Genomic DNA, 16290 nt, shown 5'->3' on the forward strand with positions numbered 1-16290 from the left:
CAAGTAAAGCCTTATAGTTATGTCAACTAGGTCGACGCGCACGAAGTTAGGTGGGTGCTCGCAGGCGCTACAAGCACCGACCCGGGCCCGGCGTGTCGGACACGCGGCTCCCCATCGATCTCGCGCGACGCAGTGGTCACACCCGCACCACCAGGGGTGACGACCCGCGCGGGAACCGTCTCAGGTGCAGGTCGAGGGCCGTGACATGCCCGTATCGGGAACTCGCCTAAGTGATCTGCGGTGTCGGGCGTGTCGCGGACCCGCGCGTGTCGCCACGGGTGGGCGCCGGACACGGTGCGGCGCCGGTCGGCGACCCAGTGCAGTCCCGGCTACCGGCGGGGGACGCGGCCCAACAGGAAGAACTCCTCGTTCGGCGGGATCGCGGCCCAGTGCGCCAACCGGTTGGACAGCGCGAACAACGACACGATGGCGCCGACGTCCCACACGTCGTCCTCGGTCAGGCCGTGGTCGCGCAGCCGGTCGAGGTCGGCGGCGGTGACCGCGGCGGGGTCCACCGCCAGCCGGACGGCGACCTCGAGGACGGCGCGCAGCCGGTCGGACACCGGCGCCTTGCGCCAGTCGACGGCGACCTGGTCGGCGAGGTACGGGTCGCGGGCGCGGATCCGGGCGATGGCCCCGTGGGCGACGACGCAGTACAGGCAGTCGTTGGCCGCGCTGGTGGCGACCACGACCAGCTCGCGGTCGGCCGTGGACAGCGCCGGGGTGTCCTTGTCCATGAGCGCGTCGTGCATGGCGAAGAAGGCCGCCGCCTCGGCCGGGCGCCAGGCGAGCGCGGCGAAGACGTTGGGCAGGAAGCCCGAACGCTCCTCCACCTCGGCGTAGCGCTCGCGCAGCTGCTCGGGCAGCTCGTCGCGCGGGGGGACGGGGAAGCGGCTGACCGGCCCGGTGCTCACCCCGCCACCCTCTCCCACCGGACCTGCCGCGGCCACCCTCCACGGCGGCCTCGTCCAGCGGCTCACCGCGAGCGGGCGAGCGGTGAGGAGGACGGGTCCTCCTGTCATCGGAGGACGACCGCCGACGGGGTGCTGACGTCGATGGTGTCGGCCGCCGCGAGGGTCCCGGCCCGCAGCTGGCCGAGCAGCGCGACGAGCGCGTCGGCCTTCGCGCCGGCCTCCTCCGCGCTCCCCCACAGCACGGTGGTGCCGTCCTCGAGGGTGAGCGTGACGTCCTCGGCGCTGTCCGCCTGGGCGTCGGCCACGTCGCCGCGGACGTCCTCGGGCAGCGCGACCAGGGCGGTCAGCGCCGCGCGGGTCGCGCGGTCCTCGGGTCCGGGGTCGTCGACGTCGAGGGGCACCACCCCGGCCGGCGGGTCGCCGGTGACCGTGTCGAACAGCACGCCGTCGGCGTCGACCAGCGAGCGGGTGCCGGACACGTCGACCACCGCGACCGGCACCCGCTCGACCACGGTGACCACGACGCTGCGCGGCCAGCCGCGGGTCACCTCCACGCCGGCCACCTGCGGCAGCCGGGCGACACGGGTCTCGGCAGCGTCGACGTCGACCTGCAGCAGGGGTGTCCCCTCGGCGATGCCCGCCACGTCGAGGACCTCGGCGGCGGTCAGCGTGCCCGCGCCGTCGACCCGCACGTCGGCCACGGCGAGCACGGGACCTGCCCACAGCAGCCAGGCCAGCAGGCCGAGCACCGCGGTGGCGACCGCGCCGCGGAGGAGCAGCCGTCGTCGCCGATCGGCCGGGGTGTCCCGGCGCGGCCTCCGCCGGGCGGCCGGACGGCGGCGCTCGACACCGGCCCGCGAGGACCCCCCGCCTGCGCGGTCGCTGGTGGTGGTCCCCGAGCGGCTCACCGCGGAGGACCCCCCGGGTCGCCGCCGTCCGGCGAGCCGGGCGGCGCCAGCCGGGCCCGCAACGCCTCGAGGACCTCCGGGCCGACCATGGACACGTTGCCGGCACCCATGGTGATCACCAGGTCGCCGGGGCCGGCCCGGTCGGCCAGCGCCGGGGCCGCGGCGGACCAGGACGGCTCGAAGTGCACCCGCTCGGCCGGCAGGGCGACCGCGTCGGCGACCATGGCGCCGGTGACGCCGGGGACCGGGTCCTCACGGGCGCCGTAGACGTCCATGACCACGACCTCGTCGGCCAGGCCGAGGGCCGCACCGAAGGCGGCGGCGAACTCCCGCGTGCGGCTGTACAGGTGCGGCTGGAAGGCCACGACCACCCGACCGGAGCCGGCGACCGCCCGCGCGGCGCGCAGCTGCGCCTCCACCTCGGTCGGGTGGTGGGCGTAGTCGTCGTAGACCCGCACCCCGCCGACGGTGCCCTTGAGCTCGAAGCGGCGGTGCACCCCGCCGAAGCGGCCCAGGCCGGTGATCAGCCCCTCGGCGGGCAGGCCGAGCTCCAGCCCAGCCAGCAGCGCGGCGGCGCTGTTGCGGGCCATGTGCTCGCCCGGCACCCGGATCGACACCCGGCCCAGCACGTCGCCGTCGAGGACGGCGGTCCAGGCGGTGGTCTCCGGGCTCACCTCGACGTCGACCAGCCGCAGGTCGCTGTCCTCGGCGGTGCCGTAGGTCCGCACGCGGGCCGGGGTCGGCACGGTGCGCAGCCGCGCCGAGCCCGGGTCGTCGGCACACAGGACGACGAAGCCGGCCGGGTCCAGCGTCTGCACGAACCGGTCGAAGGCGGCCTCGACCGCGGCCAGGTCGCCGTAGTTGTCCAGGTGGTCGGCCTCGACGTTGGTGACGATCGCGCCGTGCGGGGCCAGCAGCAGGAAGGAGCGGTCGCTCTCGTCGGCCTCGGCGACGAAGACGTCGCCCCCGCCGGCGTGCGCGTTGCTGCCCGACTCGTTGAGGTCGCCGCCGATGGCGAAGGAGGGGTCCACGCCGCACGCCTGCACCGCGACGGTGAGCATCGAGGTGGTCGAGGTCTTCCCGTGCGTGCCGGCCACCGCGACGCTGCGCTTGCCCGCCATCACCGCGGCCAGCGCCACCGCACGCGGCAGCACCCGCAGACCCCGCTCGCGGGCGGCGGCGAGTTCGGGGTTGTCCTCGCGGATGGCGGTGGAGACGACGACGGTGGCGGCGTCGCCCAGGTGCGCGGGGTCGTGGCCGAGCTCCACCCGGGCACCGAGCGCGCGCAGCGCCAGCAGGGTCGGGGTGTCGCGGCGGTCGCTGCCGGAGACCGGCACGCCGCGGGCCAGCAGGATGCGGGCGATGCCGCTCATCCCGGCGCCGCCGATGCCGACGAAGTGCACTGCGCCGAGCTCCTCGAGGCTCGGCACCGGGTCGGTCCAGGCCGCCACCGCAGCCGCGCTCACCGGGCCACCTCCAGCACGATGTCGGCCAGGCGCTCGTCGGCGTCCCGGGCGCCGGCGGCCGCGGCGTGCTCGGCGTACCGGGCCAGCGTGGCCGGGTCGGTGACCATCGGGATGACGTGCTCCTCGATCCAGGACGGCGACAGGTCCGCGTCGTCCACCAGCAGTCCTCCCCCGGCCTCCACCACGGGCAGGGCGTTGCGCCGCTGCTCGCCGTTGCCGATGGGCAACGGCACGAACACCGCCGGCAGCCCGACCGCGGACAGCTCGGCCACCGTGACCGCGCCCGACCGGCACAGGGCCAGGTCGGCCGCGGCGTAGGCGAGGTCCATGCGCTCGAGGTAGTCGACGACGACGTAGGGCGCCTGCCCGGGTGCCCGCGGGGGGACGGTGACGTCGATGTTCTTGGGGCCGCGGGCGTGCAGCACCTGCACCCCGGCGGCGGTGAGCGCGTCGGCCGCGCCGACCGCGGCGCGGTTCAGCGAGGCCGCGCCCTGCGACCCGCCGAAGACCAGCAGCGTGGGCCGGCCGGGGTCCAGGCCGAAGGTCGCCCGGGCCTCGGCGCGCCGGACGGGGCGGTCCAGCGTGCTGATCGCCGTCCGCAGCGGCATGCCGACGTGCGCGGCGCCGCGCAGCGGCGTGCCGGGCACGGTGACGGCGACCCGCTCGGCGATCCGCGCACCGACGCGGTTGGCGAGGCCGGGCAGCGCGTTCTGCTCGTGCACGACGACAGGCACCTGCTCGCGGCGGGCGGCCAGGTAGGCCGGCAGCGCCACGTAGCCGCCGAAGCCGACGACGACGTCGGCGGACAGCTCGCGCAGCAGCGCCCTGGTCTCGGACACCGAGCGGGCCACCCGGCCGGGCACCCGCAGCAGGTCGAGGGTGGGCTTGCGCGGCAGCGGCACGGGCGGGATCAGCCGCAGGTCGTAGCCGCGGGCGGGGACCAGCCGGGTCTCCAGGCCGCGGGCGGTGCCGAGGCAGGTGATCCGCAGGCCCCCCTCGATCGCGCCGCGGCGCAGCAGGGCGTCGGCGAGGGCGAGCATCGGCTCGATGTGGCCGCCGGTGCCGCCGCCGGCCAGGACGACGCTGACGCTCACCGCGGCCGCCGCAGCTGCTCGGGGGTGGTGGAACGGGCCCGGGGCGGCGGCTGCCGGCGGGCCTCGGGGACCCGGCCGCGGCCGTCCGTCGTCCGCCGCTCGCGGGCCGGCACCCGCTCGCGCGGGGTGCGCTCCCCCGGCGGGACCGGGACGACGCGGGCGACGGTGCGGGCACCGGGGACGGCGGAGGGACGCGCGAGCCGCTCGGGCGCGCGGCCGGAGTCCTCGCCCGGCCCCGCGGGACGGCGGGCGCGGCGCGGGCGCAGCGGGTCGACGGGCTGCTCGGGCACCGGCAGCAGCCAGCGGGACAGCCGGTTGCGGTCGGCCCGGCGCAGGTGCTCGACGGCCTCGGGCTCGGAGCGGGCGAAGCGGATGAGCAGCCCCACGATGAACAGGGTGAGCACCAGCGAGGTGCCACCGGCGGAGACCAGCGGCAGCGTGAGGCCGGTGACCGGCAGCAGACCCACCACGTAGCCCATGTTCAGGGCCGCCTGCCCGACCAGCCACACCGTGATCGCCACGCAGGCCAGCTGCACGAAGCGGTCGGCCGTGCGGCGGGCGATGCGGAAACCGGCGTGGGCGAGCAGTCCGTAGAGGGTGACCACGACCAGGCAGCCGAGGAAGCCGAGCTCCTCGCCGAGGATCGCGAAGATGTAGTCCGACTCCGCCTCGGGCAGCAGGTTCCACTTCATCGCGCTGTTGCCCAGCCCGACACCCCACAGCCCGCCGGTCGCCAGCGCGTAGAAGCCGCGGATGGCCTGGAAGCCGCTGTCCGACGGGTCGGCGAACGGGTCGAGGAACGAGGTGACCCGCTCCATGCGGTACGGGGCGACGGCGACCATGAGCACCACGGCGGCCACGCCCACGGCGAGGAAGCCGGCGAACCAGCGGGGCGGCAGGCCGCCGGCCCACAGCAGGCCGACCAGCACCAGGCCGAGGCTGACGACCCCGCCGAAGTCCGGCTCCAGGTAGAGCAGGAACGACAGGACGCCGAACACCGGCAGCAGCGGGACCAGCAGCGTCCTGACGGTGAGGAAGCGGTCGCGCACCGCCAGGATGTGCGCGCCCCACAGGGCGAAGACCAGCTTGGCCAGCTCGGAGGGCTGGAAGTTGGTGAAGCCCAGGTCGATCCAGGCCCGGGACCCGTTGAGCTCCATGCCGATGCCCGGCACGAGCACCGCGACCAGCAGCGCCGCGGCGACGAGCAGGCCGATCGGCGCCCAGCGGCGCACCAGGCCGACCGGCAGCCGCACCGCCACCAGCAGCGCGACCAGGCCGATGACGGCGAAGACGACCTGGTCGACACCGGGCCGCCAGGCCGGCTGGTCGTTGAGCGCGGCCTCGATCGCCGAGGCGGAGAAGACCATGACCAGGCCGATGGCCAGGAGCATGCCGGCCGCGCCCATCACCAGCTGGCAGCTGGTCATGGGACCGTCGAGCCAGGCCGGTGCCGCGAACCGGCGGACCGGCGTCCGGCGCCCGGCCGGCCCGGTCCGGCGCCGCCCGGGTGCGGTCGGGACGCCGGTGGACTCCATCCGGCCATCGTGGCCGCCGGGGCGGGTCTCCCGGCGGACCGTCGGGGCGTGTCGCAGCAGCCTGTCCCTCACAGTCCGGCGATCGCCAGCCAGTCGGCGTAGAACAGGCCCAGCCCGAAGGCGACCGACATCCCGGTCACCAGCCAGAAGCGGACGATCACCGTGTTCTCGGTCCAGCCGGCGAGCTCGAAGTGGTGGTGCAGCGGGGCCATCCGGAACACCCGGCGGCGGGTGGCCCGGAAGAAGGCCACCTGGATGACCACCGACAGCGTCACCGCGACGAACAGCCCGCCGAGCACGACCAGCAGCAGCTCGGTGCGGGTGACGACGGCCAGCCCGGCCAGCAGCCCGCCGAGGGCGAGCGAGCCGGTGTCGCCCATGAATATCCGGGCCGGGCTGGTGTTCCACCACAGGAAGCCCAGGCACGCGCCCAGCCCGGCGGCCGCGACCAGCGTGACGTCGAGCGGGTCGCGGACGATGTAGCAGCCCTCGAGCAGCTCGCTGGTGCAGTCGTGGGTGAACTGCCAGAACGAGATGATCGTGTAGGCGCCGCAGACCATCGCCGAGCAGCCGGCCGCCAGCCCGTCGAGGCCGTCGGTGAGGTTGACCGCGTTGGAGAACCCGGCGATGAACAGGTAGGCCAGGACCACGAAGCCCACCGACCCGAGGAACAGCGGGTCGATGTCGCGCACGTAGGAGACGAACTCCGAGGCCGGGGTGATGCCGGCCTCGTCGGGGAAGTTCAGCGCCAGGACGGCGAAGGCCACCCCGACCACCAGCTGGCCGACCAGCTTGGCGGTCTTGTTCAGCCCCAGGCTGCGGCGGAAGCGGATCTTCAGGTAGTCGTCGAGGAAGCCGACGGTGCCCAGGCCCACCATGAGCAGGAGCACCAGCAGGCCGCTGGCGGTCACCCCGCGGCCGGGCTGGTTGAGCAGGAACAGGTGGGCGATCAGGTAGCCGCCGACCGTCGCCCCGACGATGACGGTGCCGCCCATGGTGGGCGTGCCCTTCTTCGCCAGGTGGCTCTCGGGGCCGTCGTCCCGGATCTCCTGCCCGAAGCCCTTGCGGCGGAACAGGTGCACGGCGACCGGTGTGGCCAGGATGGAGATCACCAGGCCGAACGCGGCCGCGATCAGGATCGACCTCACGCGCCTGCCCCGGCGGCGAGGAGGTCGGCGGCGAGCACCTCGAGCCCGTAGGACCGGCTGGCCTTCACCAGCACGACGTCACCGGGCACCAGCACCTCCGTCAGCAGTTCCCGGGCAGCCGCCCGGTCGGGCACGCGCACCGCGCCCTCGCGGTCGCGGGCACCCGCGGCGAGCGCCCCGTCGGCTATCCCTACAGCATCCGGTCCGACGGCCACGACCAGGTCCACCCCGGCGGCCACGGCGTCGCGGCCCAGCCGCTCGTGCTCGTCGGCGGCACCGGGGCCGAGCTCGGCCATCGCGCCGAGGACGGCGATCCGCCGCCGCGCCGGCAGCCCGGCCAGCGCGGCCAGCGCGGCCCGCATGGACTCGGGGTTGGCGTTGTAGGCGTCGTTGACGACGATGACGCCGTCGTCCCGGCGGGTCACCTCCATCCGCCAGCGGCTGCGCGGCACGGCGGCCGACAGCGCGGCGGCGACCGCGTCGGGCGCCATCCCGGCGGCCAGCGCGGCTCCGGCGGCCGAGAGCGCGTTGGCGACCTGGTGCTCGCCGACCACCTGCAGCCGCACCCTGGCACGCGCCCCGCCGGTGACCAGCGTGAAGCCGGCCCGGCCGGCCTCGTCGAGGACGACGTCCTCGGCACGCACGTCGGCGCCTGCCGACCGGCCGGTGGTGACGACCCGGGCCCGCGTGCGCGGCGCCATGCCGATCACCCGGGGGTCGTCGGCGTTGAGGACGGCGGTGCCCTCGGCCGGCAGCGCCTCCACCAGCTCGCCCTTGGCCACGGCGATCCCGTCGGCGGAGCCGAACTCGCCCAGGTGCGCCGAGCCGACGTTGAGCACCACGCCGACGTCGGGCCGGGCCACCCGGCACAGGCGGGCGATGTGCCCCCGCCCGCGCGAGCCCATCTCCAGCACGAGGAAGCGGGTGTCCTCGTCGGCGTCGAGCACGGTGAGCGGCAGGCCGATGTCGTTGTTGTACGAGCCGGGCGGGCTGACCGTGGCGCCGGCGGCGGCCAGCACCTGGCCGAGCAGGTCCTTGGTGCTGGTCTTGCCCGAGGACCCGGTGATGCCGATGGTGACCAGCCCGCCCGTCCCCGGGCGCCCGGCCGTCAGCCGGGCGTGCACCGCCGCGGCCAGCCGGCCGAGCGCGGCCACCGGCTCCTCGACGACCACGCAGGGCAGCGCGCCGTCGGGACGGGTGGTCAGCGCGGCGACCGCACCGGCGTCCGCGGCGGCGGCCAGGAAGTCGTGCCCGTCGACCCGCTCCCCCGGCACGGCGACGAACAGGTCGCCGGGGGCCACGGCACGGGAGTCGACGGTGACCTTCCCGCGGACGGTGCCGGTGGTGTCCGGCGTCAGCCGGCCACCCACCGCCCCGGCCACCTCGGCCAGGCTCATCTCGATCACGCTCTGGGCTCCACTCCGGCCGGCGCACGCTGCGCCAGGGCCTCGCGCAGCACGGCGCGGTCGTCGAAGGGGTGCAGGGTGCCGGCCACGTCCTGGCCGGTCTCGTGGCCCTTGCCGGCCACCAGGACGGCGTCGCCGGGCCGGGCGCGGGCGACCGCCTCGGTGATCGCGGCGCGCCGGTCGCCGATCTCGACCACGTCGCCGCGCCGGTCGGCCGGGACGCCGGCGAGCACCGCCGCGCGGATGGCGGCCGGGTCCTCCGAGCGGGGGTTGTCGTCGGTGACGACGAGCAGGTCGCTGCCGCGCGCCGCGGCCTCCCCCATCGCCGCCCGCTTGCCGGGGTCGCGGTCGCCGCCGCAGCCGAGCACGGTGAGGACGCGGCCGGAGGTGTCGGCGCGCAGCGCGGCGAGCGCGGTGGCGACGGCGTCGGGGGTGTGCGCGTAGTCGACGACGGCGACGAACGGCTGGCCGGCGTCCACCGGCTCCATCCGGCCGGGCACGACCGTCTCGGCCAGCCCGGTCAGCGCCGTCTCCACCGGCACGCCGACCGCGTCGAGCAGCGCCACGGCCAGGACGGCGTTGGCGACGTTGAACGCCCCGGGCAGCCGCACCCGCGCCGGCCAGCTGCGCCCGCCCGGGCCGGTGAGGGTGAACGCCGTCCCGCCGCCGGGGGCGGGGGCCAGGCCGGTCGCCGTCCAGTCGGCGTCGGCGCCCTGGCCGGAGACGGTGACCGCGCGGCGGTCGCCGAGCATGCCGGCCAGCCGCCGCCCGTACGGGTCGTCGACGTCGACCACCTCGACGGCGGCCCGGCCGTCGAACAGCCGCGCCTTGGCGAGGAAGTAGTCCTCGATGTCGGTGTGGAAGTCCAGGTGGTCGCGGCCGAGGTTGGTGAAGCCGGCCGCGGCGAACGGGATGCCGCCCACCCGGCCGAGCACCAGCGCGTGGCTGGACACCTCCATGACGACCGTCTGCACGCCGGAGTCCGCCATCCGGGCCAGCAGCGCGTGCAGGGCCGGCGCCTCCGGTGTCGTCCGCACGCTGGGCAGGGTGGTGACCGTCGGCGTGCCGTCGGCCGCGCGACCGCGGGTGCGCGTCTCGACGGTGCCGACCAGGCCGGTGCCGCGGCCGGCGGCGGCCAGGCCCGCCTCGACCAGGTAGCTCGTCGTCGTCTTGCCGTTGGTGCCGGTGATCCCGATGACCTGCAGCCGCCGGGCCGGCTCGCCGTAGACCCGCGCCGCCACCGCGCCGAGCAGGCCGCGCGGGTCGTCGACGACGCACACCGGCAGGCCGGTGGCGGCGGCCTCCTCGCGGCCGGTCGGGTCGGTGAGGACGGCGGCCGCACCGCGCGCCGCCGCGTCGGCGGCGTACCGGGCGCCGTGCGTGCGGGCGCCGGGCAGGGCGGCGTAGAGGTCTCCGGGCCCGACCTCCCCGGAGGCCAGCGTCACGCCGCCGACGGCGGTGCCGGCGTCACCCTGGACGGGCGCGCCCAGCAGGTCGGCGAGGTCGGCGAGGGTCAGGGGACCGGTCCCCGTCGGCCGGGACGCCGTCCTCCTCCCGCTCTGGCTCACGGGACTCCAATCTACCGGCGGGCCTCCTGCGGCCCGCCGCCCACACGCGGTGGGCGCGCCACCGCCACTGGTGACGCGCTGGAACGGCCCTGCTGCAGGGTCCCGCCGCGAGCCCGGTGAGGTGCTGGACCGGCCCTCCTGCAGGGTCCCGCCGCGAGCCTGCGAGCGGTGGGGGCAGGAGGGTCCTTCTCCTACTCCGGGCCGGTCAGCACGAAGTCCGGCCGGGGCGTCCCGGACGGCACGATGCCGTCGGCGGTCAGTGCCTGGCGCAGGATGTCGGCGAACACCGGGGCGGCGACCTGGCCGCCCTCCTCGTTGCTCGTGGGCCGCTCGAGGTCGACCGCGACGACGTACTGCGGGTCGTCGGCCGGGGCGAACCCGACGAACGTCGTCACGTAGCCGCCGCCGTCGTAGCAGCCGCACTCGGGGTTGGCCCGCTGCGCGGTGCCGGTCTTGCCGGCCACCCGGAACCCGTCGACCTGCGCCAGCGGCGCGGTGCCACCCGGGCCGACGACGGCCTCGAGCATGTAGGCGACGTCGTCGGCGGTGGACTCGCTCAGCACCCGGGTGCTCTCCGGCACGGGCGCCGACTCGCCGCCGACCGAGGAGACGATGCGCGGCTCGATGCGCACCCCGTCGTTGGCGATCGCCTGGTAGACCGACGCCATCTGCAGGGTGGTCACCGAGACGCCCTGCCCGATCGGCACGTTGGCTGCCCGGCTCTCGGTCCACTCCGCGGAGTCCTGGAGGATGCCGGCGCTCTCGCCGGGCAGCTCGATCCCGGTGGTGCGGCCGAGGCCGAAGGCCCGCAGGTACTCCTCCAGCTTCGCGTCGCCGACCTCGCGGGCCAGCATGATCGTGCCGACGTTGCTGGACTTGGCGAGGATGCCGGTGACCGTCCAGTCGATCGGCGGGTGGTCGTGGGCGTCGCGCACGATCCTGTCCCCGGCGTCGATGCGCCCGTTCACGCTGAGCACGGTCTCCGGCGTCGCCTTGCCCTCCTCGATCGCCGCGGCCAGCGTGACCGCCTTGAGCACCGAGCCGGGCTCGAAGACGCTGGAGACGATCGGGTTGCCCAGCAGCTCGGGGTCGGTCCGCGAGTAGTTGCCGGGGTCGTAGCCCGGGCAGGAGCCCATGGCGGCGACCTGACCGGTGTGCACGTCGAGGACGACGGCCGAGGCGCGCGTCGTGGCGCCGTCCTGGCAGGCCTCCTGCAGCCGCTGCTCGGTGACGAACTGCAGGTCGGAGTCGAGGGTGAGCTCGACGGTGCTGCCGTCGACGGCGGGGGTGGAGTCGTCGATGCCGGAGGGGATCGGGTGCCCGCCGCTGCCGACCTCGACCCGCCGCTCCCCCGGCGTGCCGGCCAGCTGCTCGTCGAGGCTCTGCTCGATGCCGGCCAGCCCGTGCCCCTCCCGGCCGGTGAAGCCGACGACCTGTCCGGCGACCGACCCCGCCGGGTAGAGCCGCACCGGGTCGTCCTCCGAGAAGACGCCGGGCAGCCCCAGCTCCTCGATCTCGTCGACCGTCTCCGGCGACACCTGCGAGGCCAGGACGACGTACCGGCCGTCGCGGGAGAGCCGGTCGGTCAGCTCGGAGCTCGGGACGTCGAGCAGCGTGGTGAGCGCCAGCGCCGTGCGCGCGGGGTCGTCGACGAGCGTCGGGTCGGCGGTGATCCGGGAGGCCGCGACGGTGTAGGCTAGGGGGTCGCCGTCGCGGTCGACCACCGCGCCGCGCAGCGGGGCGATGTCCTGGACCCGGATGCGGTCCTGGGTGGCGGCGAGGGCGTACTGCCCGCTGTCGACGCCCTGCAGCAGCCACAGCTTGCCGGTGATCACCAGCAGCGGGACGACGACGAGGACGAAGCCGATGCTGTAGCGCCGACGGCTGACCTGGAGCGCGCCGGCCAGCCGGCGGCTGCCGGGCGCGCGGCGGGAGGTGAAGGCGCCGCCCCCGTCGCGCAGCGGCGGCGCGGGACGCCGGCGGGGCGCGGGCGGACGAGGTGGACGGGCCACGGTCAGTCCCCACCCCCGGCCACGGGCGGCGGCGGGATCGCCGGGACCTCGGCCGGCTCCGGCTCCTCGGCCGGGACGGCCTCGCCGCGGAGGGTGACGGTGCCGTCCTCCCCGACGACCAGGTAGGCGGCCGCACCGGCGGGGACCATGCCGGCGGCGCGTGCCTCGCGTGCGAGCTCGGCGGGCGTGCCACCGGACACGACCTGCTGCTCCAGGCGCTGCAGCTGCTGGGCGCGGTCCTCGTTCGCGGCCGCCAGCTGGGTCGCCTTCAGCGAGTTGACCGCGATGGCGGTGTTGAGGAACAGCAGCCCCAGCGCGGTCGCCACCAGCAGGGTCACGACGAGCAGCACGACGGGCGCGCGGTGGTCCCCGACGGTGGTGCGCAGGCGGGACACCGGTGAGCCGGCCGCCGTGCGGCTCACCGGGCCGGTGGACGCCGCGGGCCGGGCCGCCGGGCGGCTCCGCGGCGCGCCCACGCGCACCGGGGCGGTGTGCGCGCGGCCCGACCGGGCCGGAGCCGGGCCGGCCGCCCGCGCGGTGCTGCCCGTGGCGCGCGCCGGCGGCTCCGGGGAGGACGCCGTCCTCTCCACCCTCCGGAGGAGGACCGCGTCCCGCTCACCGCTCGCGGGCTCGCGGTGGGGCTCGGGACGGGGCCTGCCCGAGCGGGGGCTGCGACGAGCCCCCGGGAGGAGGGGGGCGCCCTCCTCCAGCGGGGGCGCGGTCCGGCGGCCGGGAGGGCCCTCGGCCGGGCTCCCTGCCGCGCGTGCGGTGGCGCTCATGCGGCCTCCTCACGGTCGCTGGTCGGCCGCGTCCGCGGCCCGTGCGTCGTCGTGGGCGGCATCGTCCGGCCCGCCGTCGTCCCCGTGGCGCTCACGCGGCCCGCCGGATGCGCTCGGCGGCCCGCACGCGGGCCGAGGCCGACCGGGGGTTGGCCGCGACCTCCGCCTCCGACGGCGCCTCGCCGCCGCGGGTCAGCAGCCGCAGCGTCGGGCCCATCTCGGGCAGCGGCACCGGCAACCCGGGCGGCGTCCGGTCCACCGCACCGGCCGCGAGGGTCTGCTTGACGATGCGGTCCTCGAGGGAGTGGAAGGTGATGACGGCGATCCGGCCGCCGACGGTGAGCGCGTCGAGCGCGGCCGGCAGCGCCCGCTCGAGCACGCCGAGCTCGTCGTTGACCTCGATGCGCAGCGCCTGGAAGGTGCGCTTGGCCGGGTGCCCCCCGGTCCGGCGCGTGGCGGCGGGGATCGAGTCGCGCACCAGGTGCGCCAGCCGCTCGGTGTGCGTGAACGGCGCGCGCTCCCGTTCGCGGGTGATGGCCTGGGCGATGCGGGTGGCGAAGCGCTCCTCGCCGTAGACGCGCAGCACCCGGGCGAGCCGGTCGGTGGGATAGCCGTTGACGACGTCGGCGGCGGTGCGCGGCGCCGACGGGTCCATCCGCATGTCCAGCGGGGCGTCGGCGGCGTAGCTGAAGCCACGGTCGGGCCGGTCGAGCTGCAGCGAGGAGACGCCGAGGTCGAACAGGACCGCCTGCACCTCGGCCAGGCCGAGCCGGTCGAGCACCTCGGGCAGTTCGTCGAAGACGGCGGGGACGACGGTGGCCCGGTCGGCGACGCCGGCGTCGGTGAGCCGGCGGGTGGCCTCGGCGCGGGCGTCGGGGTCGCGGTCGAGGCCGACCAGCCGCAGCCCCGGGTGGGCGCGCAGCAGGGCCAGCGAGTGCCCGGCCAGGCCGAGGGTGGCGTCGACGAGGACGGCGCCGTCGGCCGCGCAGGCAGGGGCGAGCAGTTCGGTGACCCGGTCGAGCAGCACGGGCACGTGCGCCGGGGGCGAGTCCCGCCCTCCCAGCGCCGGCTCGGTGCTGCTCATCGTCGGCGGCTCCTGAACGGGTCGGGGCGCCCTCGGGCGCGGAGGCCCGTCCATGGTGGGGCCGAACGGCGGTCGGGGGGCGGAGCGCAGCGGCGAGTCGCCGGTCCTCGGGGACGCTCCTGGGGCGCCCGGTGCGGGAGGGCGGGACGGGGTGGGTGTGGCCGGGCGGGAGGGCGGGACGGGGTGGGTGGGGCCGGCCGGGCGGTGGGGTGGGGTGGGGGGCGTGGAGCGGGGTGGGGTTCCGGCCCACGGCAGGCGCCCGGCCCGCCCCCCGCGGGGTCCGCCTGGCGTCGGGGAAGTACGTCAGGTGGAGCCCCGCGGGGACGGGCGGGCCCGCGCCGGTGGGGGCCGGCGGCGTGCCCGGTGGGCGGTGCGTCTCCTCCGGTGCCGTTGGGACCGAGCCGCGGGGAAGGTGGCTCGGGCCGCTCCGGTCGAGCCGCGGGGAAGTCGGCTCGGTCGGCGGGAGGGCCCGGAGGGTCGGCGGAACGGGACGTCGGGATCAGGAGAGGGTGGGCATCCCCTCGCTCTCCATGTCGGCGTAGCTGGCCTCCTGCTCGGCCACGTAGGCGTCCCAGGTGGCGGCGTCCCAGATCTCGAAGCGGGTGTCGACGCCGACGACGACCACGTCGCGGTCGAGGCCGGCGTACTCGCGCAGGTTGGCGGGGATGGTGATGCGGCCGGTCTTGTCCGGCTCGACCTCGACCATCGACCCGAAGCTCATGCGGGCGCGCATGCGGGCCGCGGCGGTGTCGGAGGGCGCCATCGCGGCGGCCGCGGCGCTCTGCTCGGCGACCCGGGCCATGGTGAGGCCGTAGACGCAGCGCTCCTGACCCTTCTTGATCACCATGCCGTCGGCCACCTGCTCGCGGAAACGGACGGGGAGTGCGAGCCGGCCCTTCTCGTCGAGGCGCAACGGATAGCTGCCGACGAACACCGGATCACCTCCCCCATCGGTCCTCCTCGCGCTCCGGGGCGCCCCCGGGACGGGCCGTACCTCCCCACCGGGCCACACAGTAACCCACTACGCCCCACCGGACACCACTCGACACCATGTCGTGATCGGTCCTCCCCACCCCCGCTCGCGCAGGTCAGCGGCCCGGCGACGGGTCCTCGCCGGGCGGTGGGGCCCGGTGGGGTGCCGTCCCACCCCGCCCCACCGCGGACGTCGTCCGGCAGGGCCCGTCGCGGGCTCGTGGAGGGCGCCGGTGGGGGCTCCGGGCAGGGCGCGGTGGAGGGGCTCGCCCCGTGGCCGACGACACTCCCGGGACGCGGTCGGCCACGTACGGTTGAGACGTGACCGAGATCGCGAGGTCACGTACGGGCAGCGCACCGTCGGGCCGGCGGCCGACGGGTGGGGAGCACCTCGCGCTTGCGGGGGACAGCGAGGAGGACGCGTGACCGAGGTGACGCCGACCGCCGCAGGGACCGAGGCCCCGGTCGACGTCGCGGCGGAGGGCGCCCGCATCGCGGCGAACATGGCCCGCGTCGTCCACGGCAAGCCCGACGTCGTCCACCTGGCGCTGGTCGTGCTGCTGGCCGAGGGCCACCTGCTGGTCGAGGACGTGCCGGGCGTCGGCAAGACCACCCTGGCCAAGGCGCTGGCGGGCTCGGTCGACGCGAGCGTGCGCCGCATCCAGTTCACGCCCGACCTGCTGCCCAGCGACGTCACCGGGGTGTCGATCTACGACCAGGAGACCCGGGAGTTCGAGTTCAAGCCGGGCGCGGTCTTCGCCAACATCGTCGTGGCCGACGAGATCAACCGCGCCTCCCCCAAGACGCAGTCGGCGCTGCTGGAGTGCATGGCCGAGCGGCAGGTCACCGTGGACGGCGTCAGCTACGAGCTGGCCCGGCCCTTCCTCGTGATGGCCACCCAGAACCCGATCGAGATGGAGGGGACCTACCCCCTCCCCGAGGCCCAGCGCGACCGGTTCACCGCGCGGGTCTCCATGGGCTACCCCGACCGCGAGGCCGAGCTGGCCATGCTCGACGACCTGGTGACCACCGACCCGCTGACCACGCTGACGCCGGCCACCGACGCGGCGGGGGTGCGCGCGCTGGTCGCCGCCGTCGGGCGGCTGCACGTCTCCGAGGCGGTGCGCCGCTACGTCGTGGCCCTGGTCGAGGCCACCCGCCGCTCCCCCGACCTGCGGCTGGGCGCCTCGCCGCGTGCGGGGCTGCAGCTGCTGCGCACCGCCCGCGCCACCGCGGCGCTGGCCGGTCGCGACCACGTGCTCCCCGACGACGTGCAGACGATGGCCGTTCCGGTCCTCGCCCACCGCCTGCTGCTGACCCCGGACGCCGCGGCTTCCCGCCGCACCGCCGAGCAGGTGGTCGCCGACCTGCTCAGGACCGTCCCCGTCCTCCGCAGGCGCTGAG

13 protein-coding genes are annotated in these 16290 nt (G+C 76.3%); 1 reads left to right on the top strand and 12 read right to left on the bottom strand.

Annotated features, from left to right (window positions below; translation table 11 throughout):
- Positions 1-329: 329 nt before the first annotated feature.
- From BMW27_RS05680 to mraZ, 12 genes are all read right to left on the bottom strand, one after another.
- Positions 330-914 (bottom strand): peroxidase-related enzyme, encoded by a 585-nt coding sequence (locus BMW27_RS05680; RefSeq protein WP_091440464.1) that lies wholly within the window; start codon positions 912-914, stop codon positions 330-332.
- A gap of 104 nt (positions 915-1018) precedes the next feature.
- Complete coding sequence (locus BMW27_RS05685) at positions 1019-1822, bottom strand: cell division protein FtsQ/DivIB (protein ID WP_245743323.1); 804 nt, start codon at positions 1820-1822, stop codon at positions 1019-1021.
- Entirely contained in the window at positions 1819-3288 is a 1470-nt protein-coding gene (gene murC / locus BMW27_RS05690; protein WP_091440466.1) for a UDP-N-acetylmuramate--L-alanine ligase, read from the bottom strand. The genes BMW27_RS05685 and murC overlap by 4 nt, the downstream gene beginning before the upstream one ends.
- Positions 3285-4382: an undecaprenyldiphospho-muramoylpentapeptide beta-N-acetylglucosaminyltransferase gene (gene murG / locus BMW27_RS05695; protein ID WP_091440469.1), complete on the bottom strand. Its 1098-nt coding sequence runs from the start codon at positions 4380-4382 to the stop codon at positions 3285-3287. Before murG ends, murC begins: the two co-directional genes overlap by 4 nt.
- Entirely contained in the window at positions 4379-5917 is a 1539-nt protein-coding gene (ftsW, locus tag BMW27_RS05700) for a putative lipid II flippase FtsW (RefSeq protein WP_245743324.1), read from the bottom strand. The genes murG and ftsW overlap by 4 nt, the downstream gene beginning before the upstream one ends.
- Before the next feature lie 68 nt (positions 5918-5985).
- Positions 5986-7065, bottom strand: a complete 1080-nt coding sequence (gene mraY, locus BMW27_RS05705; protein WP_091440474.1) for a phospho-N-acetylmuramoyl-pentapeptide-transferase — start codon at positions 7063-7065, stop codon at positions 5986-5988.
- Positions 7062-8462, bottom strand: coding sequence for a UDP-N-acetylmuramoyl-tripeptide--D-alanyl-D-alanine ligase (locus tag BMW27_RS05710; RefSeq protein ID WP_245743356.1), 1401 nt, complete (start codon positions 8460-8462; stop codon positions 7062-7064). The genes mraY and BMW27_RS05710 overlap by 4 nt, the downstream gene beginning before the upstream one ends.
- 5 nt (positions 8463-8467) lie before the next feature.
- The gene (locus BMW27_RS05715) at positions 8468-10039 is read right to left on the bottom strand and encodes a UDP-N-acetylmuramoyl-L-alanyl-D-glutamate--2,6-diaminopimelate ligase (RefSeq protein WP_091440477.1); all 1572 of its coding nucleotides are present in this window, start codon (positions 10037-10039) and stop codon (positions 8468-8470) included.
- Positions 10040-10230: 191 nt separating this feature from the next.
- Complete coding sequence (locus tag BMW27_RS05720; RefSeq protein ID WP_091440478.1) at positions 10231-12051, bottom strand: peptidoglycan D,D-transpeptidase FtsI family protein; 1821 nt, start codon at positions 12049-12051, stop codon at positions 10231-10233.
- Between the two features lie 2 nt (positions 12052-12053).
- Positions 12054-12473: a cell division protein FtsL gene (gene ftsL, locus BMW27_RS05725; protein WP_139206831.1), complete on the bottom strand. Its 420-nt coding sequence runs from the start codon at positions 12471-12473 to the stop codon at positions 12054-12056.
- 448 nt (positions 12474-12921) lie between these two features.
- A complete protein-coding gene (rsmH, locus tag BMW27_RS05730; protein ID WP_091440480.1) occupies positions 12922-13914 on the bottom strand; it encodes a 16S rRNA (cytosine(1402)-N(4))-methyltransferase RsmH in 993 nt (330 codons plus the stop codon).
- Between the two features lie 499 nt (positions 13915-14413).
- Positions 14414-14848 (bottom strand): division/cell wall cluster transcriptional repressor MraZ, encoded by a 435-nt coding sequence (gene mraZ / locus BMW27_RS05735; protein WP_091440481.1) that lies wholly within the window; start codon positions 14846-14848, stop codon positions 14414-14416.
- A 460-nt stretch (positions 14849-15308) separates the two neighbouring features.
- Here mraZ and BMW27_RS05740 point away from each other — a divergent pair, with 460 nt between their 5' ends.
- Complete coding sequence (locus BMW27_RS05740) at positions 15309-16289, top strand: AAA family ATPase (protein WP_091440482.1); 981 nt, start codon at positions 15309-15311, stop codon at positions 16287-16289.
- Position 16290: the final 1 nt, after the last annotated feature.

Source organism: Geodermatophilus poikilotrophus, assembly GCF_900111455.1.
Taxonomy (GTDB): domain Bacteria; phylum Actinomycetota; class Actinomycetes; order Mycobacteriales; family Geodermatophilaceae; genus Geodermatophilus; species Geodermatophilus poikilotrophus.